Source organism: Pseudomonas sp. LB3P31, from assembly GCF_054897945.1.
The window spans coordinates 3,444,631-3,469,662 of the sequence record NZ_CM142710.1; the positions used below are offsets into that span (position 1 = coordinate 3,444,631).

The 25,032-nt window shown below is 58.3% G+C and carries 20 protein-coding genes; 11 read left to right on the top strand and 9 right to left on the bottom strand.

The features are described 5' to 3' along the window. Positions 1-35: 35 nt before the first annotated feature. Both ACYZTK_RS15555 and cfaB read left to right on the top strand, forming a co-directional pair. The gene (locus ACYZTK_RS15555; protein WP_462010703.1) at positions 36-509 is read left to right on the top strand and encodes an Lrp/AsnC family transcriptional regulator; all 474 of its coding nucleotides are present in this window, start codon (positions 36-38) and stop codon (positions 507-509) included. Between the two features lie 62 nt (positions 510-571). Next, positions 572-1,759, top strand: a complete 1,188-nt coding sequence (cfaB, locus tag ACYZTK_RS15560; protein ID WP_462010704.1) for a C17 cyclopropane fatty acid synthase CfaB — start codon at positions 572-574, stop codon at positions 1,757-1,759. Here the strand turns inward: cfaB and cls are convergent. Then, on the bottom strand, positions 1,756-3,195 hold the full coding sequence (gene cls / locus ACYZTK_RS15565; protein ID WP_462010705.1) for a cardiolipin synthase: 1,440 nt from the start codon (positions 3,193-3,195) through the stop codon (positions 1,756-1,758). The two genes, cfaB and cls, sit on opposite strands and share 4 nt — an antisense overlap. 131 nt (positions 3,196-3,326) lie before the next feature. Between cls and ACYZTK_RS15570 the strand changes: the two genes are divergently transcribed. Continuing rightward, on the top strand, positions 3,327-3,848 hold the full coding sequence (locus ACYZTK_RS15570; protein ID WP_462010706.1) for a DUF3617 domain-containing protein: 522 nt from the start codon (positions 3,327-3,329) through the stop codon (positions 3,846-3,848). Here ACYZTK_RS15570 and folE2 read toward each other — a convergent pair whose 3' ends face one another. After that, positions 3,849-4,745 carry a GTP cyclohydrolase FolE2 gene (folE2, locus tag ACYZTK_RS15575; RefSeq protein ID WP_462010707.1) on the bottom strand — a complete coding sequence of 299 codons (897 nt, stop codon included), beginning with the start codon at positions 4,743-4,745 and terminating at the stop codon, positions 3,849-3,851. A 105-nt stretch (positions 4,746-4,850) separates the two neighbouring features. On the opposite strand from folE2, the gene zigA reads away from it, so the two are divergent. Next, positions 4,851-6,056: a zinc metallochaperone GTPase ZigA gene (gene zigA, locus ACYZTK_RS15580; RefSeq protein ID WP_462010708.1), complete on the top strand. Its 1,206-nt coding sequence runs from the start codon at positions 4,851-4,853 to the stop codon at positions 6,054-6,056. 4 nt (positions 6,057-6,060) lie between these two features. Here zigA and ACYZTK_RS15585 read toward each other — a convergent pair whose 3' ends face one another. Then, positions 6,061-6,417 carry an NADH:ubiquinone oxidoreductase gene (locus ACYZTK_RS15585; protein ID WP_462010709.1) on the bottom strand — a complete coding sequence of 119 codons (357 nt, stop codon included), beginning with the start codon at positions 6,415-6,417 and terminating at the stop codon, positions 6,061-6,063. A 28-nt stretch (positions 6,418-6,445) separates the two neighbouring features. Between ACYZTK_RS15585 and ACYZTK_RS15590 the strand changes: the two genes are divergently transcribed. Further along, positions 6,446-7,408 (top strand): CobW family GTP-binding protein, encoded by a 963-nt coding sequence (locus tag ACYZTK_RS15590; RefSeq protein ID WP_462010710.1) that lies wholly within the window; start codon positions 6,446-6,448, stop codon positions 7,406-7,408. On the opposite strand, the gene ACYZTK_RS15595 is transcribed toward ACYZTK_RS15590, so the two are convergent. Next, complete coding sequence (locus ACYZTK_RS15595; protein ID WP_462010711.1) at positions 7,405-7,818, bottom strand: DUF3301 domain-containing protein; 414 nt, start codon at positions 7,816-7,818, stop codon at positions 7,405-7,407. The two genes, ACYZTK_RS15590 and ACYZTK_RS15595, sit on opposite strands and share 4 nt — an antisense overlap. A gap of 115 nt (positions 7,819-7,933) precedes the next feature. Between ACYZTK_RS15595 and pdxY the strand changes: the two genes are divergently transcribed. Continuing rightward, entirely contained in the window at positions 7,934-8,806 is an 873-nt protein-coding gene (gene pdxY / locus ACYZTK_RS15600; RefSeq protein ID WP_462010712.1) for a pyridoxal kinase PdxY, read from the top strand. Positions 8,807-8,914: 108 nt separating this feature from the next. Here pdxY and ACYZTK_RS15605 read toward each other — a convergent pair whose 3' ends face one another. Continuing rightward, complete coding sequence (locus tag ACYZTK_RS15605; protein ID WP_462010713.1) at positions 8,915-9,397, bottom strand: acyl-CoA thioesterase; 483 nt, start codon at positions 9,395-9,397, stop codon at positions 8,915-8,917. Between the two features lie 201 nt (positions 9,398-9,598). Here ACYZTK_RS15605 and ACYZTK_RS15610 point away from each other — a divergent pair, with 201 nt between their 5' ends. Beyond that, positions 9,599-11,362, top strand: coding sequence for a cation:proton antiporter (locus ACYZTK_RS15610; protein WP_462010714.1), 1,764 nt, complete (start codon positions 9,599-9,601; stop codon positions 11,360-11,362). A 91-nt stretch (positions 11,363-11,453) separates the two neighbouring features. On the opposite strand, the gene ACYZTK_RS15615 is transcribed toward ACYZTK_RS15610, so the two are convergent. The 3 genes from ACYZTK_RS15615 to uvrD all read right to left on the bottom strand — a co-directional run bounded on the left by ACYZTK_RS15615 (position 11,454) and on the right by uvrD (position 15,340). Then, positions 11,454-11,861 (bottom strand): SMI1/KNR4 family protein, encoded by a 408-nt coding sequence (locus ACYZTK_RS15615; RefSeq protein ID WP_095152597.1) that lies wholly within the window; start codon positions 11,859-11,861, stop codon positions 11,454-11,456. Positions 11,862-11,996: 135 nt separating this feature from the next. After that, entirely contained in the window at positions 11,997-12,869 is an 873-nt protein-coding gene (locus ACYZTK_RS15620) for a Tim44 domain-containing protein (protein ID WP_462010715.1), read from the bottom strand. Between the two features lie 290 nt (positions 12,870-13,159). After that, positions 13,160-15,340 (bottom strand): DNA helicase II, encoded by a 2,181-nt coding sequence (uvrD, locus tag ACYZTK_RS15625; RefSeq protein WP_462010716.1) that lies wholly within the window; start codon positions 15,338-15,340, stop codon positions 13,160-13,162. Between the two features lie 258 nt (positions 15,341-15,598). On the opposite strand from uvrD, the gene ACYZTK_RS15630 reads away from it, so the two are divergent. Beyond that, positions 15,599-18,466: a putative bifunctional diguanylate cyclase/phosphodiesterase gene (locus ACYZTK_RS15630; protein WP_462010717.1), complete on the top strand. Its 2,868-nt coding sequence runs from the start codon at positions 15,599-15,601 to the stop codon at positions 18,464-18,466. A gap of 59 nt (positions 18,467-18,525) precedes the next feature. Here ACYZTK_RS15630 and ACYZTK_RS15635 read toward each other — a convergent pair whose 3' ends face one another. Then, complete coding sequence (locus ACYZTK_RS15635) at positions 18,526-18,840, bottom strand: hypothetical protein (RefSeq protein ID WP_462010718.1); 315 nt, start codon at positions 18,838-18,840, stop codon at positions 18,526-18,528. Between the two features lie 871 nt (positions 18,841-19,711). On the opposite strand from ACYZTK_RS15635, the gene ACYZTK_RS15640 reads away from it, so the two are divergent. Genes ACYZTK_RS15640 through ACYZTK_RS15650 form a run of 3 tightly spaced genes read left to right on the top strand, consistent with a single transcriptional unit; the run spans position 19,712 to position 25,016 of the window. After that, entirely contained in the window at positions 19,712-20,293 is a 582-nt protein-coding gene (locus ACYZTK_RS15640; RefSeq protein ID WP_462010719.1) for a hypothetical protein, read from the top strand. A gap of 32 nt (positions 20,294-20,325) precedes the next feature. Next, entirely contained in the window at positions 20,326-20,793 is a 468-nt protein-coding gene (locus ACYZTK_RS15645) for a DcrB-related protein (RefSeq protein ID WP_462010720.1), read from the top strand. A 5-nt stretch (positions 20,794-20,798) separates the two neighbouring features. Further along, positions 20,799-25,016 (top strand): RHS repeat-associated core domain-containing protein, encoded by a 4,218-nt coding sequence (locus ACYZTK_RS15650; protein ID WP_462010721.1) that lies wholly within the window; start codon positions 20,799-20,801, stop codon positions 25,014-25,016. The last annotated feature ends 16 nt before the right edge of the window (positions 25,017-25,032 follow it).

Sequence of the window (25,032 nt, forward strand, 5' to 3'; positions counted from 1 at the left end):
ATATTTGCTTCTAAACCATCGGAATCTGCCAAACCATGAAACTGGACGCTTACGACCGCAAGATCCTCACCGCCCTGCAACGTGATGGCCGCCTGAGCAATGTGCAGTTGGCCGACGAGATTGGTTTATCTGCCTCGCCTTGCTTGCGGCGGGTGAGGATGCTTGAAGAGGCTGGAGTGATCAGGGGTTATCAAGCCAATCTGGATCGTGACGAGGTGGGGTTGGGGTTGACGGTGTTTGTCGGGGTCAAGGTCGAGCGCCACAACGACGCTCAGGCCGAAGCATTTCGTCTGGCGGTAACAGCGTTACCGGAAGTGATTTCGGCATTCCTGGTGTCGGGCGAGTCGGATTTTCTGCTGCAAGTGGTGGTGCCGGATTTGCGCGGCTACGACCGGTTCCTCACCGGGCAGCTGTTGAAGCTGCCTGGGGTGAGTGACATCCGTAGCAACTTTGCCATTAACACTGTGAAGGCGCCGGGTGCTTTGCCTCTTGAGCATCTGCCGGGTTAATACGTGTTTTTCAAGGATGGTCTAACCTCTCATTCAGACGTCTGAAACAAGGGGGATACTCCATGCTCTCGCAACTTCCACCGGCCTTACAGAATCTGCATTTGCCACTTCGATTGAGACTCTGGGACGGCCATGAGTTCAACTTGGGGCCATCCCCCAGCGTGACGATTGTGGTCAAGGACCCACAAATGGTTTCGCAACTGACCCACCCAAGCCTCGACGCGTTAGGAGCAGCGTTTGTCGAAGGCAAGCTGGAGCTGGAGGGTTCAATCACCGATGTGATCCGCGTGGTTGACGAGTGGAGCCAGGCGCTGCTGGATGCGGCGGATGACACGCAGCCTGTACGCACCGTGCACGACAAGGAAACCGACGCAAAGGCCATTTCCTACCACTACGACCTTTCCAATGCGTTTTACCAGCTGTGGCTGGACAGCGACATGGTGTATTCCTGCGCCTATTTCGAGACGGGCAGCGAATCCCTTGAGCAAGCCCAGCAAGCCAAATTCCGTCACCTGTGCCGCAAGTTACGCCTGCAACCCGGGGAGTATTTGCTCGATGTCGGTTGCGGTTGGGGCGGACTTGCGCGGTATGCCGCGCGGGAGTTCGGCGCGAAAGTATTCGGCATTACCTTGAGCAAGAAGCAACTGGAACTGGCCCGGGAGAGAGTGACCGCTGAAGGACTCGACGACCTGGTAGAGCTGCAATTGCTCGACTATCGCGATCTGCCCCAGGACGGTCGTTTCGACAAAATCGTCAGTGTCGGCATGTTTGAACACGTCGGCCACGCGAATCTCACCGAGTATTGCAAAACCTTGTTTGGTGCCGTGAAAGAGGGCGGCCTGGTGATGAACCACGGCATCACCGCCAAACATACCGATGGCCGTCCAGTGGGGCGAGGCGCCGGTGATTTCATTGGCAAGTATGTGTTTCCCAATGGTGAGTTGCCGCACCTGTCGATGATCACGGCCGAGATCAGCGACGCCGGGTTGGAGATCGTCGACGTTGAAAGCCTGCGCATGCATTACGCGCGAACCCTGGACCACTGGAGCGAGCGTCTGGAGGATAATCTTGAGGCAGCTGCCAACCAGGTGCCGGAGCAGGCACTGCGGATCTGGCGGTTGTACCTGGCCGGCTGTGCTTACGCATTCGCCAAAGGCTGGATCAACTTGCACCAGATCCTTGCCGTCAAGGCTCATCCGGACGGCAGCCACGAGCTGCCATGGACCCGCGACGATATCTATACGCCTTAAAGTATCGGCGAAATCAGCCGGGCGATCCGCATGCCGACCTGTTGCAGGCGGTGCGTCTCCCGGCTTTCATCCTGGGCTATCTCGCGGGCCTGGGCGAAATCAGTGACCAGCATTTGCTCCACCTCCCCGGCGAACACGCTGTCCACAGTCAGCAGCATCACTTCGAAATTCAGCCGGAACGAGCGGTTATCCAGATTCGCGCTGCCGATGGCGCTGATTTCGCTGTCGATCAGCACCACTTTCTGATGCAGGAAGCCAGGCTCGTAACGGAACACTCGCACGCCAGCCCTTACCGCTTCGAACGCGTAAAGGCTTGACGCGGCGTAGACGATGCGATGGTCAGGGCGTGAGGGCAGCAGCAGCCGCACATCGACTCCGCGCAACACCGCCAAGCGCAGGGCGGCGAACACCGCTTCGTCAGGAATGAAATAGGGGCTGGTGATCCACACTCGTTCCATTGCTGCGTGGATCGCCTCGACGAAGAATAGCGAGCAGGTTTCATAAGCATCTGCCGGGCCGCTGGCGAGCAGCTGACAGAGCACTCCGTCTTCCGGGTAGGCGTCTGGCAGTATCAGCGGCGGCAAGGTACGAGCGGCCCAGAACCAGTCTTCGGCAAACGATTCCTGCATGCAGGCGACCACCGGGCCACGCACTTCGACGTGGGTATCGCGCCAGGGTGCCAGCGGTGGTTTCTCACCCATGTACTCATCGCCGACGTTGTGGCCGCCGACAAATCCCAGCACGCCATCGACCACCACGATTTTGCGGTGGTTACGGAAGTTCACCTGAAAGCGATTCAGCCAGCCACTACGGGTGGCGAATGCCTTGACCTCAACGCCGGCATCACGCAACGGCTGGACGTAACTGTGGGGCAGGGAATGACTGCCTATCCGGTCGTATAGCAAATACACCGCCACACCTTCTGCGGCTTTTTTCAGCAGCAGTTCCTGCAGGCGTTTGCCGAGACGGTCATCGTGAATGATGAAGAACTGGATCAGCACAGCTTCCCTGGCCGTGCTGATGGCTGCAAAGATTGCGTCGAAGGTGGCCTGGCCGTTCACCAGCAGGCGCACCTCATTGTTTGCCAGGCATGGCATGCGGCCTAGCTTGGGCATCGCTCGCAGTGACGCATAGGCGTTCGATGCTCGCGCGGCCAGAGCTTCTTCTACCCAGGGACGCCAATTGAGCTCCGAGATTGCTTTACGCATCTCTTCGTTGGCCTGGCGGCGCGCCTTGATGTAGCCATCAAACGTACTACGACCGAAGACCAGATAGGGGATGAGAGTGAAGTAGGGGATAAACACCAACGACAATGCCCAAGCGATTGCTCCCTGAGCCGTCCTTACGGTAAGCACGGCATGAACAGCAGCAATCGAGCCCAGTGTATGAAGCAGTGCAATCATGTAACCGAAAATATGCGGTCCAAAGTACTCCATGGGGCAGCCTTGCTCCTGAATATTCAATGCTTAACAGACCATGTTCCGTGCAGAATGTCGCTAATTAATTGGTCCATGAACCGAAACCTGTGGCTGACGTCTAACAGCCACTACTGATCAGGAGTTACACGATGAACGTTCGTCTGCTGGGTTTGGCCATGGCATTGGGTTTGGCACTTCCTGTGGCCGCTCAGGCGCAGATGCTTCAGCCGGGTTTGTGGGAGCTGACTTCGAGCAACATGAAAGTCGATAACCAAGACCTACCTGATCTGCAACTGATCCTCGGTCAACTGCAGAGCCAGATGACCCCTGAGCAGCGCGCTCAATTGGAGAAGCAGGGCATCACCATGGGCGGCAAGGGGATCCGCGCCTGCCTGACCCCGGAGCAGGTGAAGACCGACAACATTCCCCTGACGGACCCGCAGTCGGGCTGCAAACAGGAGATTACTGATCGCACCGGCAACCAGTGGAAGTTCCGCTTCAGCTGTCCAAAGGCCCAGGGTGCCGGCGTTGCTACCTTCCTCAGTGACCGTGAATTCACCACCAAGGTCAATGGCACGTTCAACGCTACCGGGATCCAGCAGAAGGGTAGCCTCGACACTCGAGCTGTCTGGCTTGGTCAGGATTGCGGGACGGTGAAACCGCGGGCCTGATCAACCCTTGTAAAGATCCCATCGGCTTTCGGCTACGGCGTTGTGAGCATGCAGGCTTTCTGCATGCACGACCCGTAGCTGGAACCCTGCGACGCCATTGCAAGTTTTCAGAGCCAGGTGCAGGCGTCGAGCAGCATCCTCGCAGAACATCAGATTCTGTCCATTCGCCAATGCAAAGGCTTGTTCATCGGCGCGTTTTACGGCTGTCTGCACCGCTGTGCCTAGCGCTGCTTCTGCGCAATCGACGATCGAAATGAGCGGCAATTCAATCCGCTTTGGGTCTACCTCTACCTGCAGTTGCGCAGTGCTGCGCTGGCTGTGGGGAGTCGCAACTATGCCATTCGTATTTCCTAACCAAGCAAGCACGTCAGTGTGCTGCAGCGTACTGTTGGCGAAATCATCGAGAAATTGCTGCTGAATCAGCTGGCGCGAAAGTGCTGCCGAACACGGGCAGGTGGATGAATACAGCACTTCGATTTTTAGTTCCACGTGGAACATTCCGTTTTTCAGACATGCTTGCACGCTCAATGGATAGGACCTCCAGCCGGATAGAGGGCTGACCAACGCGGGTCTTTTGAGCAACATCTCAGTGTGAATGTTGAGATACGCGTTGGCAGAAACTCCCTCATGCGTATCCAGGAATCGCTGGAGTACATGGTTCAGAAGCGCCGGCGTGAGTTCGTTTTGTTCCAGCGTCTCCAAAGCCAGGTACAGCCGCGACATGTGAATGCCGCGTGTATCGCCATCATCCAGGCTCACTCCTGCATCAGCTTTTGCCGTCAGTTGCTGACCGTAGATCAATACAGGAATCGCAATTCCATGCATGCCCACCCAATCCAGTGGCAAGCTTTGGTGTGAAGCCTGGGTAGCAATGTCCGGCAGATTCAGCGAATTCATGGGCATGTTCCATCGTCGAGGCAGGTTCTTTATGTTATGTTATTACATATTAAATCTACCACGCCTTTTCTCACAAGAGCGTGCATCGCCTACGAGGAACTCCGCATGCCCCATCGTTTACCTGTCACCGTGCTGTCTGGTTTTTTGGGCGCGGGCAAAAGCACGCTGCTCAACCATGTCCTGCGTAATCGCGAAAACCTTCGGGTCGCCGTGATCGTCAATGACATGAGCGAAATCAATATTGATGGCAGTGAAGTGCAGCGCGATGTCACCCTGAACCGCGCTGAAGAGAAGCTTGTCGAGATGAGCAACGGCTGCATCTGCTGCACGCTGCGCGAAGACCTGCTGGAGGAGGTGAGCAAGCTCGCCAGGGATGGTCGCTTCGATTACCTGCTGATCGAGTCCACGGGTATTTCCGAACCGCTGCCGGTGGCTGAAACTTTCACCTTCCGTGACGAGAATGGGCAAAGCCTCGCCGATATCGCGCGACTCGATACCATGGTAACGGTGGTCGACGGTGTGAACTTCATGCTCGACTACCAGGCCGCAGACAGTCTCGCATCCCGAGGCGAAACCTTGGGTGAAGGTGACGAACGATCCATTACTGACCTGTTGATCGAGCAGATCGAGTTTGCCGACGTGATCCTGATCAGCAAGATCGATTTGATTAGCAGCAGCGAACGCCGGGAGCTGATGGCGATTCTCGCGCGGCTTAACGCGCAGGCCGAGATCATTCCAATGGTCATGGGAGAAGTTGCCTTGGGCAAAATCCTCGATACCGGTCGTTTCGATTTCGACAAGGCCGCCCAGGCGCCTGGCTGGTTGCAGGAGATGCGCGGACAACACCTGCCGGAGACCGAAGAATATGGCATTGCGTCCACGGCTTATCGGGCGCGCAAACCGTTTCATCCCCAGCGTTTTTTCGACTTCATCAACGGCTCATGGGAAAATGGCAAATTACTGCGTTCCAAGGGGTTTTTCTGGCTGGCGAACAAGCACATGGACGCAGGTAGCTGGTCCCAGGCCGGCGGTCTGATGCGTCATGGTTATGCCGGGCGCTGGTGGCGTTTTGTGCCGCAGGAGCAGTGGCCGCAAGACGAGGAAAGTACCGCAGCGATCATGAAAAACTGGGTTGCCGACACCGGCGATTGCCGTCAGGAGCTGGTGTTTATTGGTCAGAATATCGACTTCGCTCAGCTCACCAACGAGCTGGATCAGTGCTTGCTGACCCAGGATGAAATGGCCTTGGGTGTGGAGGGCTGGCAGCTGCTGTCGGACCCGTTTGGTCCCTGGTACGAGGAGGCTGCCTGACAGTTCAAGGCTTGAGCCAGCTGCCCTGGCTTTGAGTCTCACAGTAGGGCTGCAGGTACGCCTGATCGGTGGCCACGCCGTAATAGTGAATATCCTGCCGGTAGGGCATATTGGCGACCTGGGCGTTGCTGCAGACGCCGAACGCCCCGGCAGGGCAGTTATCCACATACTGCACTTCGACTTTTTGTCCGGGCAGGTTGGGTTGGCAGAAGCCATCGGCAAAGAGTTTTTCCGGGATGTTGCGGTTCTGCTGGCACACTTTCACATCGAGCCGCGCAGCAGTACTGTGAACCACGCAGGCCTGCGCCAGTACCTCTGCCGAGGTCAGCGCCAGGAGCAAACACAATCCTGTTAATCGCATCCTCTACCCCTCTTAGAATCCCTGAATCATGTTGCAGAACATCCCGACCCACGTCATTGCCGGGCCCCTGGGCGCTGGCAAGACCAGCCTGATCAAGCATCTGCTCGCGCAGCGACCAGCGGCTGAACGCTGGGCGGTGCTGATCAACGAGTTCGGCCAGATCGGCCTCGACGCCGCGCTGTTGACCCAGGACGCCGATGGTATCGCACTGGGTGAAGTGGCTGGAGGGTGTTTGTGCTGCGTCAACGGTGCGCCTTTCCAGATTGGGCTTGGGCGACTGTTGCGCAAGGCACGGCCAGATCGGCTGTTCATCGAACCCTCCGGTTTGGGTCACCCTGCACAATTGCTCAGGCAACTGGGCGCGGCTCCCTGGCTTGGTGTACTGGCTGTACAGCCGTGTGTACTGGTGCTGGATGCCCAAGCGCTGGCCATCGGCAAACCCTTGCCCCAGGCGCAACAGGCGGCGTTGGGCAGTGCCGGCTTGTTGTTGCTGAACAAGTCGGAACAGCTGACTGAGGACGATCGCCAGCGCATAACCGTCCAACTGCCGGAACGACCGCTGTACTGGACACAACAAGGCAGGTTGCCGTTAACCGAGCTGCCGGGGCTTGATGCCCACGCTGTCGCAGGTGTGGATAACTTCATTGCACCTGAAGGATTGGGCCAGCTGCCAGCAATCTGGACTGACCCTGCAACGCCCATTTGTCTGAGTCAGGAGCAGCAGGGCAGCTGGAGTGTTGGCTGGCGCTGGCATCCAGGCCAGACGTTCGAGTTGGCGCGGGTCAGTCGATGGCTTGAGGGGCTGGTGTGGCGGCGGGCGAAGCTGGTTATCCACAGCGACGCGGGTTGGGTGTCGGCCAATGCGCTGGATAATTCGACGCTTGAATGGCGGCCCAGCGAGTGGCGCCAGGATTCGCGCATCGAGCTGATTTTCGATGCGCCTGGGGATGTGTTTTCACTTCAGCAAGGGCTGGGTGACTGCTTGATCTAGGGGCGCCACTTGGTGTGGTCCTGGCGCCACTGGCTCAGCTCGATCACTTCAGCACGATGCTTGACCACGTCGACCACCGGCGGTGATTCATCGAATGGCATTGGGTAGGGCGCCAGTTCGATCTGCGCGCTGTGGGCGCCAAACTGGGTGATGGTGCCATTGTGCCGGCTCTCGCCAGTCACGGTGAATTCAAAGTTGTACACACGGGCCAGACGCCGACGATCGTTGGCATCTTTCATGAAACCGATTTTTTTCAGCGCGACGTTACCGTCCAGCAGCTCGATACCGAGCTTGCTGCAGTGCTGCTTGACCCGCTCCAGCGCACGCTCGCGCAAGCCATGGTTGTGCCATAACCACGCGCCAGCGGTGGCCAGCAACATCAGCACGAAGATATTTCCGAGGGTCAGCATCAACAGGGTGCTCCAACAAGATAGTGTCAGCTTAACTGTGTCGCCGGTCTGTCGTACAGGCTGCGTTTAGTCGCATACTGCGCGGCTCGAATTTCGTTTTCCGGAAACTCACCGCATGAAACGTACACCCCATCTGCTCGCCATTCAGTCTCACGTGGTATTTGGCCATGCCGGTAACAGCGCCGCAGTTTTCCCAATGCAGCGGGTCGGGGTGAATGTGTGGCCGCTGAACACCGTGCAGTTCTCCAATCACACCCAATACGGGCAGTGGGCCGGTGAAGTTCTGCAGCCCCAGCAGATTCCCGATTTGGTGGAAGGCATTGCCGCCATCGGCGAGTTGGGCAACTGCGATGCGGTGCTGTCCGGTTACCTCGGCAGTGCCGACCAGGGACGGGCAATTTTGACCGGTGTGGCCCGCATCAAATCGATCAACCCCAAGGCTCTGTACCTGTGCGATCCAGTGATGGGACATCCGGAGAAGGGCTGCAGTGTGCCGGCGGAAGTCAGCGATTTCCTCCTGGAGGAAGCCGCGGCCGTGGCGGATTTCATGTGCCCGAACCAGCTGGAGCTGGACAGCTTTTCCGGGCGTCGTGCGCAATCGCTGTTCGACTGCCTGGCCATGGCGCGCGCCCTGCTGGCGCGCGGGCCCAAGGCGGTGCTGGTCAAGCACCTGGACTACCCCGGCAAACCGACGGATGTATTCGAGATGCTGCTGGTAACGGCCGAGAACAGCTGGCACCTGCGGCGTCCGCTGCTGGCGTTTCCACGTCAGCCGGTAGGCGTTGGTGACCTGACTTCTGGGCTGTTCCTGGCGCGAATTCTGTTGGGTGACAGCCTGGTGGCGGCGTTCGAATTCACGGCGTCGGCGGTGCATGAAGTGTTGCTGGAGACCCAGGCGTGTGCCAGCTATGAGCTGGAACTGGTGCGGGCGCAGGACCGGATTGCGCATCCGCGGGTGCGGTTTGAGGCGACTGCGATCAGCCTCTGATTTCGCGTGATGCGGGATCGCGAGCAGGCTCACTCCTACAGGGATCTCCAGTTATCCCCTGTAGGAGTGAGCCTGCTCGCGATAGCTATCTAAGGTCGACCCAAGGTCTCAAGCGTCGCCCTTGATCTCCTGATAACGCTTCTCCAGCTCCTGCCGAATCTGCCGGCGCTGCTGAGCCTGGACAAAGCGGCGCTTGTCTTCGCTGCCCTGCGGCTGCAAAGGCGGAACGGAGGCCGGTTTGCGGTCGTCGTCCACCGCCACCATCGTGAAGAAACAGCTGTTGGTATGGCGCACCGAGCGTTCACGAATGTTCTCGGTGACGACCTTGATCCCGACTTCCATCGAAGTGTTGCCGGTGTAGTTGACCGACGCCAGGAAGGTCACCAGTTCGCCGACATGAATAGGCTCGCGAAAGATCACCTGGTCTACCGACAGGGTCACCACGTAGCGACCGGCATAACGGCTGGCGCAGGCATACGCGACTTCGTCGAGGTACTTGAGCAGGGTGCCGCCGTGAACATTGCCAGAGAAATTGGCCATGTCGGGGGTCATCAATACCGTCATCGACAGTTGGGCGTTTCCGGGTTCCATAGCGTACTCACGGTTCAGGCGGGTGATTGGGGGCGCACCTCTGCGGGTGCCTTGTCAGCTTTTTCAAACCAACAGTTATCGGGACGCCGGGCGGCTGGCTGCCGTCACGCGCGGGCCGATCTGTTTCCATATATTGCACCGCCTTTCTGGCGGAAGTCGCGGTGTTACGCTCCAAAAGTCCACCCCAAGGAGCCCCACACCATGCATGCGATCAGTTTTATCCAGGATCTGGCAGTGATCATGTTGGTCGCGGGGGTGGTCACCGTGTTGTTTCATCGCCTTAAACAACCGGTGGTCCTGGGCTACATCGTTGCCGGTTTCATCATCGGCCCGCACACGCCACCGTTCGGTCTGATTCACGACGAAGAAACCATCAAGACCCTCGCCGAACTCGGGGTGATCTTCCTGATGTTCTGCCTGGGCCTTGAGTTCAGCCTGCGCAAGCTGTTCAAGGTCGGCGCCACGGCGTTTATCGCGGCGCTCCTCGAAATCGTGCTGATGATCTGGATCGGCTATGAAATTGGCCGCTGGTTCGACTGGAACACTATGGATTCGCTGTTCCTCGGCGCGATCCTGGCGATTTCCTCGACCACCATCATCGTCAAGGCGCTGAACGACCTGAAGATGAAGAACGAGCGCTTCGCGCAGTTGATCTTCGGCGTGCTGATCGTCGAGGACATTCTCGGTATCGGCATCATCGCCTTGCTGTCGAGCATTGCGGTGAGTGGCACGGTGAGCTCTGGCGAGGTCTTCTCCACAGTCGGCAAGCTGTCGCTGTTCATGATTGTCGCGCTGGTCATTGGCATCCTGCTGGTACCACGCCTACTGGCCTACGTGGCCAAATTCGAAAGCAACGAGATGCTGCTGATCACCGTGCTGGGGCTGTGCTTCGGTTTCTGCCTGCTGGTGGTCAAGCTCGAATACAGCATGGTGCTGGGGGCGTTCCTGATTGGGGCGATCATGGCGGAGTCGCGGCAACTGTTGAAGATCGAACGCCTGATAGAACCGGTCCGCGACCTGTTCAGCGCGATATTCTTCGTTGCCATCGGGCTGATGCTCGATCCGCTGATCCTGTTGCAATACGCCTGGCCAATCGCGGTGATCACCGTGGCCGTGGTGCTGGGCAAGATGTTGTCCTGTGGTCTGGGGGCATTTATCGCCGGCAATGACGGCCGCACCTCACTGCGGGTCGGCATGGGGCTTTCACAGATTGGCGAGTTCTCCTTCATCATCGCGGCGCTGGGCATGACGCTGCAGGTCACCAGTAACTTTCTTTATCCGGTGGCCGTGGCTGTGTCGGTTATCACCACGCTGCTGACGCCCTACCTGATTCGCGCGGCGGACCCGCTGTCGATAAAACTGGCTGCGGTGATGCCACAGCGGCTGGGTCGGGTGCTCGGCATGTATGGCGAGTGGCTGCGCAGCATTCAGCCCCAGGGCGAGGGCGCGCTGCTGGCGTCGATGATTCGACGGATTTTGCTGCAGGTGGGGGTCAACCTGGCGCTGGTGATTGCGATTTTTTTCACCGGTGCGTTTTTCGCCGAGCGCATGTCTGCTCACCTGCAAGACTGGATCAGTGATCCAAGTTGGCAGAAGGCCTTGATCTGGGGTGGGGCGTTGATCCTGTCGCTGCCGTTCCTGATCGCGGCTTATCGCAAGCTCAAGGCGTTGTCGATGCTGCTGGCGGAGATGGGCGTGAAGCCTGAGATGGCGGGGCGCCACACGCAGCGTGTGCGCAGGGTGATCGCCGAAGTGATCCCGATCCTGTCGCTGCTGGTGATCTTCCTGCTGCTGGCCGCCTTGTCGGCGAGTATTTTGCCAACCAACAAGTTGCTGATGCTGATTGTTGTGGTGGCAGCCGCAGTCGCGGCGGTGCTGTGGCGCTGGTTCATCCGCGTTCACACGCGGATGCAGGTGGCCCTGCTCGAAACTTTGGACAACCACAAGGAATCGTCAGGGCATTGATGGCGTGGGGGGGCCGTTTCGCGGCCCGACGCAGGCTTCGCCAGCTGCCGAAGGCTGCGTCCGACTGCTCAGCAGTCGCCATTCCAGACGATCAGCTTTCCAGCCAGACGTCCCGCGCCCAGTGCCATACCGATTCCCAGGTTTCTTCGGCAATCAGCTCTTCTTCGGCCTGCCACAGCACCACGGTGCCGTCTTCTTCGACGCAGTAAAAGTCATCTCCGTCCTGGCAGATCGGAATCAGGCTGCGATCAACGCCGGCATCCCAGGCGTTCGCGGCCACGTCCGGCAGGTAGGTGTGGGACTGCGGGTCAGTGACGGTCACCGGTTCCAGGCTGCCGTAGACCACGTCGCTGACGGTTAGCAGAAATTCCCGGAAGACGAATGGAATGTCGATGAACAGTTGTTCTTCGATTTCCACCAGCATGTCTTCGTCAGGCAGCTCCAAGGGGACTGGTACCGGTTCGTTGGCTTCACGCAGTTGTTCGATGATTTCTTCCACGTCCGGGATCCTCTTGCTGTTGGCGCGGTTTGGTTGGGGCGGTTTATACAGTAGCTTGCTATAGATGCAACCGCGAAATAGAAAACCCCAGCCGAGGCTGGGGTTTTTATTACAGCATGCTTAACTCAGAGGTGATCAGCCGTTCTGGCGGATACCGGCTACCAGCCAAGGCTGGTTTTCGCCCTGTGGACGCTCCATGTTCCAGCTTTCGCTGAACACTTCGCCCTGGTCGAAACGCGAAGTCTTCGACACGCCGCTGAAGGTCAGGGTGGCGATAGTCTTGTCCGCACGGTCATCCACGCCGTCCAACTGCACATTGAGGTTATCAATGTAGGTGGACTGGAAAGCGTCGCCGAGGTCGGCACGTTCGCGTTTCAGGAACTCCAGCAATTGTGGGGTCACGAATTCCGCGATCTTGTCCATTTCGTTGGCGTCCCAGTGTTGCTGCAGGGACTGGAAGTGGTTACGCGCTGCTTCAATGAAGCTCTGTTCGTTGAACCAGGCTGGTGCGTTGATCACCGGACGAGCGGCAACCGGTGCTGCTGCACCGCCGAAGATCGAACCGCCGGCAGGCTTCTGCTCGAACACTTCACGCTGCATTGGTGCGTGGCCGGCTGGAGCCATGTGCGCCTGCTGCTTGCGACGACGAGCGGCGATGAAGCGGAAGACCAGGAAGGCAATGACCGCCATGATCAGGATGTCGAAGATCTGCATGCCCTGGAAGCCGCCGCCCATGAACATGGAGGCCAGCAGGCCACCGGCAGCGATACCGGCCAGAGGGCCGAGCCAGCGCGAAGCACCGCCGGCTTTGGCAGCGGCGCCAGCGGCACCGGCCGCGCCCGCAGTGGCAGCAGCGCCACCTGCAGCGGAAGAAGGAGCCATCTGGCTGGTCTGGTGAGTCGGCGCAGCGCCGGAGCTCTTGCCGCCACCAAAGCGCTTGGCGTTGGCGTCGAGGCTCATCGTCAGGCCGATGCACAACGCCATGGCGATGCTAAGAAAACGTTTCATAAAGGGAATTCCCATTTGTGGAAGGCACGCGCGCCATGTTGCACAGCTGAAGTGTTACTGGCTAGCGGCAGAGTGTTTCGGGCTTTTGCCTGACAGGTGTCGTTCAGCTTGGTCGGGCAGTAAGGGCATGTACTTTCGGCCGTAGGAAAAGTCGATAGGTTCAGAAAGAAATCGAAACCTGTAGGAGTGAGCCTGCTCGCGATGAGGGAGTGTCATTCAACAAATGTGTTGAATGACAGACCGCTATCGCGAGCAGGCTCACTCCTACAGAAAAACAATCGAGCAGGGCTTCAGATGGCTTCCAGTTTGGCATAGCCGAGCATCAGCCACTTGCTGCCTTCACCGAAATTCACCTGTACCCGGGCCTGGGCACCGGCGCCCTCGAAGTTGAGGATCACGCCGTCACCGAAGATTGAATGGCGCACCGTCTGACCCAGGCTGAAGCCGGTTTCCGGAATCTCGCTGCCACTGAACAGGTTGCTGCCGCTCATCGACTGATTGCTGAACGGCCGGCTTACACTGTTGGACAAACGCACTTCCTGAATAAGACCTTTCGGAACCTCGCGTACGAAACGCGACACCTTGTTGTAGGTTTCGCTGCCGTACAGGCGTCGGGTTTCGGCGTAGGTCATTACCAGGTTCTGCATTGCCCGGGTAATGCCAACGTAGGCCAGACGGCGTTCCTCTTCAAGACGACCTGGCTCTTCCAGGCTCATTTTGTGCGGGAACAGGCCTTCTTCCATGCCCACCAGGAACACGTAGGGAAATTCCAGACCCTTGGCACTGTGCAAGGTCATTAGCTGAATGCTGTCCTCGTGCTCGTCGGCCTGGGTGTCGCCGGCTTCCAGCGAGGCGTGGCCGAGGAATGCCGCCAGTGGCGTCAGTTCTTCGTCTTCCTCGGTATTTTCGAAGTTGCGTGCGGCGCTGACCAGTTCCTCAAGGTTTTCTACTCGAGCCTGACCCTTCTCGCCTTTTTCCGCTTCGTGATAGGCGATCAGCCCGGACTGCTCGATGACGGTCTGGGTCATCAAGTGCAGCGGCATGTCCGTGCACTTGGCAGCGAGGTTCTCGATCAGCTCGATAAACCCGCCCAGGGCACCTGCAGCGCGTCCGGTCAGGCCTTTGTTGGCCACCAGCAGGCGCATGGCTTCCCACATCGACACATCGCTGTGACGCGCATGTTCGCGGATCGCCTCGACGGTTTTCTCGCCGATGCCACGGGCCGGAACGTTGATCACCCGTTCCAGGGCCGCGTCATTGCCACGACCTTCCAGCAACCGCAGGTAGGCCATGGCGTTCTTGATTTCCGCACGCTCGAAGAAGCGCTGGCCGCCGTAGATGCGATACGGAATGCGCTCGCGCAGCAGGGCTTCTTCCAGCACGCGGGATTGGGCGTTGGAGCGATACAAAATTGCGATATCGCTGCGCGCCAGGCCGGTTTTCAGCGCACTTTCAATGGTTTCGACAACGTAACGAGCTTCGTCGTGTTCGTTGAACGCCGCGTACAGGTTGATCGCCTCGCCGTCGCCGCCATCGGTCCACAACTCTTTACCCAAACGCCCGGTGTTGTTGGCGATCAGCGCGTTAGCCGCCTTGAGGATACCGGCGGTGGAGCGGTAGTTCTGCTCCAGGCGAATGGTCTCGGCATCCGGGAAGTCGGCCGAATACTGATGAATGTTTTCAATTTTCGCGCCACGCCAGCCGTAGATCGACTGATCGTCGTCGCCCACCACCATCAGGCTGTCGCCGCCCTTGGCCAGCAGGCGCAACCAGGCGTACTGCACGGCGTTGGTGTCCTGGAATTCGTCCACCAGCACGTGGCGGAAGCGCTTCTGATAGTGCGCCAGCAGGCCGGGGTGATCGCGCCACAGGTCGAGGGCACGCAGCAGCAGTTCAGAGAAGTCGATGACGCCGGCGCGCAGGCACGCGGCCTCGTAGGCTTCGTAGATGCTGCGCATGGTCGCCAGGAACAGGTCACCGCTGGCTTGGATGTGTTGTGGGCGCAGACCTTCGTCTTTCTGCCCATTGATGAACCATTGGGCCTGGCGCGCTGGCCAGCGTTGTTCGTCCAGCCCCAGCTCGCGGATCACCCGCTTGACCAGCCGCTGCTGGTCGTCGCTGTCGAGAATCTGGAAGGTCTGGCTCAGCCCGGCTTCCTGCCAATGCGCCCGCAACAAGCGGTGCGCCAGGCCGTGGAAGGTGCCGACCCACATGCCGGCCGGGTTGATACCCATCAACTGCTCGATGCGATGGCGCATCTCGGCAGCGGCCTTGTTGGTGAATGTCACCGACAGGACGGAGTGGGGCGAGGCGTTCTCGACCTGGATCAACCAGGCGATACGGTGCACCAGCACTCGGGTTTTACCGGAACCAGCACCGGCCAGGACCAACTGACGACCCACGGAGGCAGCTACGGCCTGGCGTTGGGCATCGTTGAGGGAGTTCAGCAGAAGGGAGAGATCATCGCGCATCGGGGCATTCTAGGGTGCGCCGTCACACCGGGCAAACCGAGCTTTGTATTTGCCGATGAAAGACGCACGGATGACGACCGGTCAGTCACTGCCTGCAAGCCCTGGCGGGGCTTGCTCTGCGGGTTTTCAGGGACTGACAGTGAAGGCAAATTTCATCTTTTTTATAGTTTGCAGCGGTTTGGTCCAGGCACGTGCTTGTGTATGCTCGGTCGACGTTTCGGGCTCAAGCTCATCATTATAAGAACAAGAATCTTGCCTATGACCCTCAGCATCGACCTGGCGGGGCCCTCCGTGGAGCCGCGGGTTATTCGCAGACAGTACGCCATGGAAATGGCGGTCGAGCGCACGCGTCTGCTTTATCAGGGTTCGTTGCTGCCCACGCTGTTCATGCTGATCAATGGTATGGTGTGTGCCGGCTTGCTCTGGAGCCCGCAGCGCTACTTCCTGGTCAGCGTCTGGCTGGTGTGGTTGCTGTCTCTGGTGGCGCTGCGAGTAATCCAGGTCGCCGCCTTCGATTCGGCGATTCCCAACCGCCAGGCCCATCCGGTGTGGCGCCGCATGTTTTTGCTGGGCTCCAGCCTGACCGGCTTGACCCTGGCGGGTGCCGGCATCGCGCTGGTTCCGGCGGACACCTTTATCCAGCAAGCCTGGGTGTTCGGCCTGATCGGTGCCGCCGCCTTGTCGGCCAGTGTGGCCTACGCCGTCAGCCTGCCGGCATTTCTCTCTTTTACCTTGCCCTGTCTGTTGCCGGCGATTGCTTATCTGTTCTGGGGAGGCGATGAGCAAGGACAAGGCTGGGGCTGGTTTGGTCTGATCCTGCTCGGTGCGTTGAGTGTGGTGGCCTGGCAGGTCAACCGGCTGATTGATCGAGGTCTGTTGCGGCGCTTTCAAAATCAGGCGCTGATCGAGCACCTGCAGCAAGCACAAAGCAGCAGCGATCAGCTTAATCAGAAGCTGGCCAGGGAGGTGGAGCAGCGAAGCTGCGCTGAAGCGGAACTGCGCAAAATCCAGGCCGGGCTGGAAGGTCGTGTTGCCCAGCGCAGCCTCGAACTTGATCTGGCTAACCAGGCACTGAGTAAAAGCGAGGCGCGCCTGGCGCTGGCATTGAAAGCCAGCGAGCTGGGGTTGTGGGACTGGAACCTGCAGACCGACGAAGTTCATCACACACAGCTGCAGGAGCTGTTCGGCCTGGAGCCGGAGCTCGTCACGGCCATGCTCGGCCATCTCAAGCCACGCCTGCATCCCGATGACCTGCCAGCCCTCAAGCGCGCGCTGGTTGAGCATCTGAAAGGGCGTAGTGAGGATTATCAGATCGAGTACCGCGTGCGTCACGGCGACGGTCACTGGGTGTGGATCGAAGATCGCGGGCGGGCGGTGGAGCGCGGCGATAATGGCCGGGTGGTGCGCATGGTCGGCACTCGCCGCAACATCAGCGTGAGCAAAGGCCTGGAGGCACAACACCAACTGGCAGCGACGGTGTTCGAAGCAGCGAGCGAAGGAATCGTGATTTTCGATCCGAATTACGCCCTGATCGCGGCCAATCAGGCCTTCAGCCGGGTCACCGGCTATGAACTCGACGACATGCTCGGGCTCAGTGTCGTCGAGTTGCCTTGCAGCCGCGATGCCCGCCGACACTACAGCGCTATCCGCCAGGCGCTGGAGCAACACGGTAGTTGGCAGGGTGAACTGGTGGAGACTCGCAAAAACGGCGAGCTCTATCCGCAGTGGCTGCAATTGAACGCGGTACGCGATTCCCGGGGAAATGTGAGCCATATCGTAGGGTTCTTCGCCGATCTATCGGCGCGGCGCGAATCCGAGGAGCGCATGCGGTTTCTCACTCACTACGACGAACTGACGGGCCTGGCCAACCGGTCGCTGTTTCGCGAGAGATTGCGTGAAGCTCATCAACGGGTGCGGCAGGGTGGCCGCAGCCTGGCGTTGCTGCACATCAACCTGGACCGCTTCAAGTTGCTCAACGACAGCCTTGGCCACGATATCGCCGATGAGCTGTTGCAGAAAATGGCCCGGCGGCTGGTGAGTGCGCTGCCGGAGGCGGACACCATTGCGCGCTTGTCCGGCGATGAGTTTGCGGTGTTGTTCGACAGTTATGCCAGCCTCTCCAGCCTGGTGCGAGTGGCGACCCGATTGTCCGCCAAGTTGCGTTTGCCGGTGAACATCGAAGGTCACGAGCTGGTGGTCAATGCGTCCATGGGCATCAGCATGTTGCCGGACAATGCCCGGGAAATATCGGCGCTGGTCAGCCAATCGAATATGGCCATGCAACATGCTAAACATCTGGGCGGCAACAATTTCCAGTTCTACACCGAGAGCCTGCAGGCCAGCACCCTGGAACGCTTGCAGCTGGAAAACCAGTTGCGCAAAGCAATTGAGAAAAAGCAGCTGAAGGTGTTCTACCAGCCGAAACTCTGCCTCGCCTCGGGCCGGCTGAACGCTGCCGAGGCGTTGGTGCGTTGGGATCATCCAACCAGAGGGCGAGTGCCGCCTGCGGAATTCATCGGCCTCGCTGAGGAAACAGGGTTGATCGGCGCGATCGGCGAGTTCGTGTTGCGCCAGGCCTGCTGGCAAGCGTGCGAGTGGCAGCGTCAGGGGCTAGAGCCGATCCGGGTGTCGGTCAACCTGTCGGTGCATCAGTTGCGCCAGGGCAAGCTGGTCAGCCTGGTGCGGCAGGTTCTTGAAGAAACCGGGTTGGCGCCGCAGTACCTCGAACTGGAGCTGACGGAAAGCCAGTTGCTGGACAGCGTCGAGCACATCATCTCGACGTTCCAGCAGTTGCGCGGTCTGGGGGTGAAACTGGCGATCGACGACTTCGGCACCGGCTATTCCTCCCTCAGTTACCTCAAGCGCATTCCTGTGGACTACGTGAAAATCGACCAGACGTTCATTCGCGGCCTGGGGGAGGGGCAAATGGATGCAGCGATTACCCGGGCGATCATTGCCATGGCCCATGGTTTGTCGTTGAAGGTGGTGGCGGAAGGGGTCGAACGGCGCGAGCAGCTAGAATTTCTTCGTCGCGAGCGCTGTGATGAGGTGCAGGGCTACCTGATCAGTCGGCCGATTGAGGCGAGTGGGCTGGCGGAGTTGCTTCGGGGGCAATGCGCGGATTGAAATAGCATCGATCAATAACGCCTTCGCTTCATGCCAGTGAAGGGAAGGCGCATTCAAGCTTAGTGGGTAATCATGATGTCTTTTATATGGTGGATTTTTTCACCATTATAGAAAATGCTGACGCCGGTAACATTAGAGTCTCCCTGCTCTTTATATTGGACGAACTTTTCCGTTAAGACTTGCAATGACATGCCGTCGGACTTTTCCAGTAGCAGCTCCAGGCGCAAGTTGGTGGTTTTGTCTTGCGTGGCCGACATTACCAGTCGTGGCGTCACGCCAGAGTTTGCAACGGTTACAGTACAAAACGTGCGGAAAAATGGGTCGCCGGGCATTCGGTTGATTTGTGCGATCCAGTCTTTGGTTTTAATGCTCATGGTGTGTAACTCCTGTAATTAGATTGATTGCGTCCTGCGAAAGCAATATATCGGAGTCAGCGTCAATTGGAAGTGATTGTATCCGGGGTAATTGTAAGTGAAGTTTAAACTATTGTTGATTAACCAAGCTCTGTCTGAAATCCCGAAAAACCTAATAGCTGCCCATTCGGAGCTCACCTGGATGGTTCCGAGGGTGAGTAATGGCTATTAGCCACTATCTTGACTGGGCCCGCATAATAAATGCAATGCGGATCCTATTTGCTTCTTAATCTCGTAACACTCGGCAATGATGTCAATAAGGCAACAGCAATTTTCTCGATCCCGTTTAACTGGCGTTCGCCCTTGATATATCGAGTTTTTCTGTCTCTCTGCACGCAAAAACAAATTCTTAAACTACCAGCCACATTCTGTGGCGCAACTTAAATGCCAGTCAGGGGTTGACACTCTATCGGGCGAGGGTGTTTCCTTTGCCGCCTTCGCGGTACTATAAATACGCTGAGAATGTGACATCCCTTTAATTTCTGCTGTCGCTTTAGCAGTTACCGTTCCCGTCTCCGTAAATATGGCGGACTGCAGAAACGTGATGGGAAAATATGTAGGAAAATTCACACAAAGTTGCGCTGTTGATTTTTGCAAGTTCGCGTTATGGACGCTGGTTTATGCGGTTGATGTTGCTGCAATCGGGTCACTGACCCTTCAGTCAGATTCGTTATGCGCAGTGTTTGGCGAGGGCGGTAGCTTTCCTCACTGCTTTCAAGGAGAGACACATGTTGATGGACGTTGCCGCCAATGCTTTCAGAACACGACAAGTCCAGGCACCACCCAAATCACCGGCTCCGGAGTTCGGGTCAATGACTAGGAACGCCGGCCAATGACCAGAACGAGTATCTATGATCGTATCTCCGCCAAGCGCATTGCACTGGAGGAAGCCGCGCGTCTCGAGCAGCTGAATGCGCCCCTCGTTGTGCCAGCGCCCGAGCCTGAACCCGTTGCTGTCGTTGCACTGCAAAACATCCCCAGCAGCTTCAACTTCGGTGGTTTTAATCTGGTATTCCCAGCGGGTTTCCATTTCCGCGAGACTCAGACCACCCTCGAACATGAAGGCGAGCCGATCATCCTGACCATCAAGCGTCGAGAGGTGATGCAGGGCCAGAATCTGCAGCAACTTTTCGATGCCGGCGTGCAGACGCTGCGCACGCTTCATCCGGACTTGCGCATCATCCGTCAGCGCGACTACAGCGTGGCGGGCAGTGCCGCGAAGTGCCTGGATTTTCACTGCAAAATCGGTCACGCCGAACGCCACGGACGCCTGGTCGGCGCCATTGTTCCAGTGGCCGGCAGTGACGAGGTGCAATGGCTGGATATCGCCTGCGTGATTGACCCGACGAAGCCTGCGCTGAGCCTTTGGCTGGTTGATTTCGACAGCATGCTCGAAGGCCTCGCGGCCCGCTGATACCTATTTTTTGAATTAAGGAATTTACTCACATGGATTACGAGTTGCAGGAAGGCAGCATCGCGTTGCCGCAGGGTTTTCAGGACCGCACGGTCAATATGTTTGTGCTGGGGGCGAGCATTCCTGCGCCGTTGAGCATCACCATTTCCAGGGACATGCTGCTGCCCGACGAAGCGCTCAAGGCCTACGTCGATCGTCAGGTGAAAATGCTCGCGTCCAAGCTGCGTGGTTACACCTTGCTGGGCAAAAAGGCGGTCGAGCTTTCCAGGACTGCACCGATCGAAGGCGTTCAGATCGACGCGTATTACACGACCGATGGCCGGCCGTTCTATCAGCGTCAGGCGGCGTTCCTGATCGAGCGAGGGCGCGCCATCATTTTCTCCACCACCGCCCAGGCTGACTTCAGCAGTGAGCAGAACCAGAACTGGGTAGACCTGCTGGCGAGTTTCCAGCCGCGCCAGCCCGGTGTAGACAAGACCGACTCCAGCGAACAGGAGTAACGGTCATGTTCGAAGCCGCAAGGTTTGGCGATGAAATCGCCCACACCAGTGCCCTGGGCGGGTTCCTGATCGGGGCCGCACTCGGAATTGCCCTGGTTGCCACGGTCGCCATCGCGACCTTCACCTGTGGGTTCGGTGTGGCCCTGTTGGCGGGCTTGGCCGCAGGCGTCGGAGGTAGCCTGCTGACGTCGTTGGGGGAGGCAATAGGCAGTAGTTTTTCCTCACCCTCCGGGACCATCATCCTCGCGTCGGCGAATGTCTTCATCAATGGTCGCAAGGCCGCTCATGTCGAAAAAAGCATTGGTGCCTGCGACAAACATCCCGGTCCGGTGCAAGTTGCCGAAGGCTCGACCAACGTCTTCATCAACGGTACGGCGGCGGCGCGCAAGGGTGACAAAATCACCTGCGGAGCCACGATTTCCAGCGGCTCTGGCAACGTCTTTATTGGTGGTGGCACCCACCGTTACCTGCCGGTAGACGACGAAATTCCGGGCTGGCTGCGCACCACGGTCGATATCCTGATGGCGGTCGCCGGTGCAGCGGGCGGTATCGCCCAACTGATCAAGGCCGGAACCCAGGCCGGCATGAAAGCGGTCATGCCCTGCGTGCTGAAATTCACTGCCGGTTTCGTCGCCGGTGAGGTCGCCAGTCGTTATGTCGTGGGGCCGGCCATCGAGCGCGCAGTGGGCGGTCTGGTCGGCAATCCGGTCGACGCCACCACCGGGCGCAAGGTCATTCCTGACGAAACCGATTTCAGCCTCCCGGGCCTGATGCCCATCGAATGGTCACGCTTCTACGCCAGCGACCTGACCGTCGACAGTGTGCTCGGCAAGGGGTGGGTGCTGCCTTGGGAACAAAACCTGCGGCGCAGCGGCCGTTTCGTTTACCTGACCGACAACCAGGGGCGCACCGTACCCTTCGTCGACGTGCAGCCGGGCGAGCGCGTTTACAATCCTCACGAACAGGTCTACTTGGTTTGCACCGAAGGCGGCCATTACCTGCTGCAAACCCTCGATAACATCTTCTTCTACTTCGGCGAAGTACCCAGCAATAACGCGCCGGTACCGCTGCAGCGCATCGAAAACGCCCTCGGGCACTTCCTGCATTTCACCCACACCGTTGACGGCAAGCTCACCGACATCAGCGCCACCGGCGGCGTACGGGTGCACCTGCATTACGACAACCCATTGGGTCGCCTGACCGACGTTAAACGCATCGTTGATAACCAGGCCGTTGAAACCCTGGTGCAATATCGTTATGACGATAACGGCCAGCTTCGCGAAGTGATCAATCGCAACCGCGATTCGGTCCGCCGCTTCAGCTACATCGATGGCGTCATGGCCAGCCACAGTAACGCCCTCGGCCTGACCTGCAACTACCGCTGGCAGACTATCGGCGACCAGCCCCGCGTGGTGGAACACTGGACCAGCGATGGCGAGCATTTTCATTTTCGCTACGACATAAACGCCCGCACCACCTGGATCACCGACGTGCTGGGGCGCGAAGCCGAGATCCACTACAACAGCGATCACCGCGTCACCGCCAGCCGCGACTTCGGTGGCGAGCACTACGTCATCCAGATCGACGACACCGGCAACATGACCGGTCTTACACTGCCCGACGGCAATGTCGTCAAGCTCAAGTACGACGAGTACGCGCGGCTGCTGGAAGAAACCGACCCGCTCGGGCGAAAGATCAAATATCAGTATCACCACCTGACGACGCTGGTCACCCAGGTCGACTACCCCGACGGCAGCACCTGGAAAGCCCGCTACGACGCCAAGGGCAACCTCATCGCCGAAGTTGATGCGCTGGGCCACAAAACCGAATACCTCAACAGCGACGACGGCCTGCCGCACACCATCATCGACGCCACGGAAAAATCCAAATACCTGTGGTGGAACACCCTGGCCCAGGTCGAGCGCTTCCAGGATTGCTCGGGCAAAAATACGTATTACCGTTATGACGAGCGGCAGCATTTGCTCGCCGTTACGGATGCGCTGAATCAGACCACCACCCTTGAGCGCAAGCCCGACGGCGAAGTGCTGCGCATCCAGCACCCCGACGGCAGCGCCGAGTCCTTCACCTACAACGCCCTCGGCCAAGTGATGACGCACACCGACGGCAAAGGCCAGACCACGCACCTGCTGCGCACCGCTCGCGGCCTGCCGAGCAGCCGTCGGGACGCCAAGGGCCAGCGCATTCGCTATGAATACGACCAAGCCATACGCCTGACCGCGCTGGTCAACGAAAACAATGCCGCTTACCAATTTGCCTACGACGCCTCAGACCGCCTTGTCGAAGAAAAACGCATCGACAACCTGACTCGCCAGTTCAGCTACAACCTGGGCGGGCACCTGACTCGAGTCAACGAAATCGGCTGCGGCGAACGCGGTGAACGCCCACAGCGCAGTACCGAATTCGAGCGTGACCCAATCGGCCGCCTGCTCGCCAAGCTCAACGCCGACGCTCGGCAGGACTACACCTACGACGACGCAGACCGCTTGCTCACCATTGAGCGCAAGCCCACCGCCAACGGCAAGAAACTCGGCGTCAGCGCGGAGAAACTCGATTTTGCCTACGACTTGCTGGGTCGCCTGATCAAGGAAACCACGCCCCAAGGCGCTCTGTCCTACGACTACGATCCACTCAGCAACCTGACCACCCTGACTCTGCCTACCGGCCAGCACCTGAATCACCTGTACTACGGCAGCGGCCATCTGCACCAACTCAACCTCGACGGCCAACTAATCAGCGACATGGAGCGCGATGACCTGCACCGCGAGGTGCTGCGTACCCAGGGCAAACTCACCAGTTGCTTTGGTTATGACGCCATGGGGCGCAAGGCCTGGCAATTCGCCTCGACCCTGCCGGCAGAAAAGCTCTCGCAGATTCAAAACCCAGGCATCCAGCCTGCTCTGTTGGTCGAGCACGCCTACAACCCGATCCACCGCCGCCACCAGTACGATCCCGCTGGCGAATTGACCCGCACGCTGGACAAACTGCGCGGTGAGATCAAGTACCAATACGAAGCCAACGGGCAGCTGCACAGCCGTGACACCGGCAGGTTGGTGGACAGCGAAGAGTTCAGGTACGACGCGGCGGCGAACCGCTTGAATTTCAACACCAGCAAGTTTGATCACGTGAAGGACAACCGGATCAAACAGTGGCGAGATCAGGAATACAGTTACGACCCCTGGGGCAACCTGATTGAAAAATGGAGCGGTATAAGCAAGCTGCAGACGTTCAAGTATGACTGTGAAAATCGGCTGGTTCGGGCTGAGACGTTGCTGGAGGGGAAGCTGGAGAGTACTGGCGAATATCGTTACGACAGCCTCGGTCGACGAGTTAGCAAGACCTCAACAGTTTCCGGAAAAAACCAGCACAAAAATTTCCTCTGGCAAGGTCTGCGCATGCTGCGCGAAGAGGCGCCGGGGCAGAGCAGCCTTTATGTGTACGAGCCGGGGAGTTATGCGCCGTTAGCGCGGGTGGATCAGGTTGAGGGTGGGGAGCAGACGCTTTATTACTTCCATACTGACCAGATTGGTACGCCGCTGGAGATGACTGACCGGGAGGGGCAGATTGTCTGGCAGGCGACGTATAAGGCGTGGGGCTCGGTAGAAAAGCTGGAAGTGAACGAGGTCGAGCAGAATCTGCGGTTTCAGGGGCAGTATTTCGATGACGAAACGGGGCTGCATTACAATACGTTTCGGTATTATGATCCGGAGGTTGGGCGGTTTATTACGCAGGATCCGATAGGGTTGTTGGGCGGAGGAAATCTTTACTTTTACGTGCTCAACTCGATGGGGTGGATTGACCCTCAAGGATTGTCGAGTGCCGACTTACGTGTTGAACTAGGTATGCGGCCTGGAGATATGCACGCAGCTCATCACATTATTCCCGAAGAAGTGATGAAGAAGTATCCACAAATGTTCGACAAAGCGAAAACGTTTGGATTTATGCCTGATGGACCGTCCAACGGTATCGAGTTGCCTCGAACAAAAGATTTGGCTAAATCCCTTGATCTTCCTGGCCATTGGAGCAATCACGTAGACTACACTGCTCTAGTTGAAAGCGATGTGAGTAAACTCAATACTGCCTTTAGGGCAGGGCGATTGTCTGATATGGACCTTGCGCTAGGGTTGAAATCTATTCAGAATAAATGGCGATCGAATATTTTGGCCAAGAATGTACCAACTAACGCTAAAGGTCGGCTTTGTTAAGTTTTAGGAGGGTGTG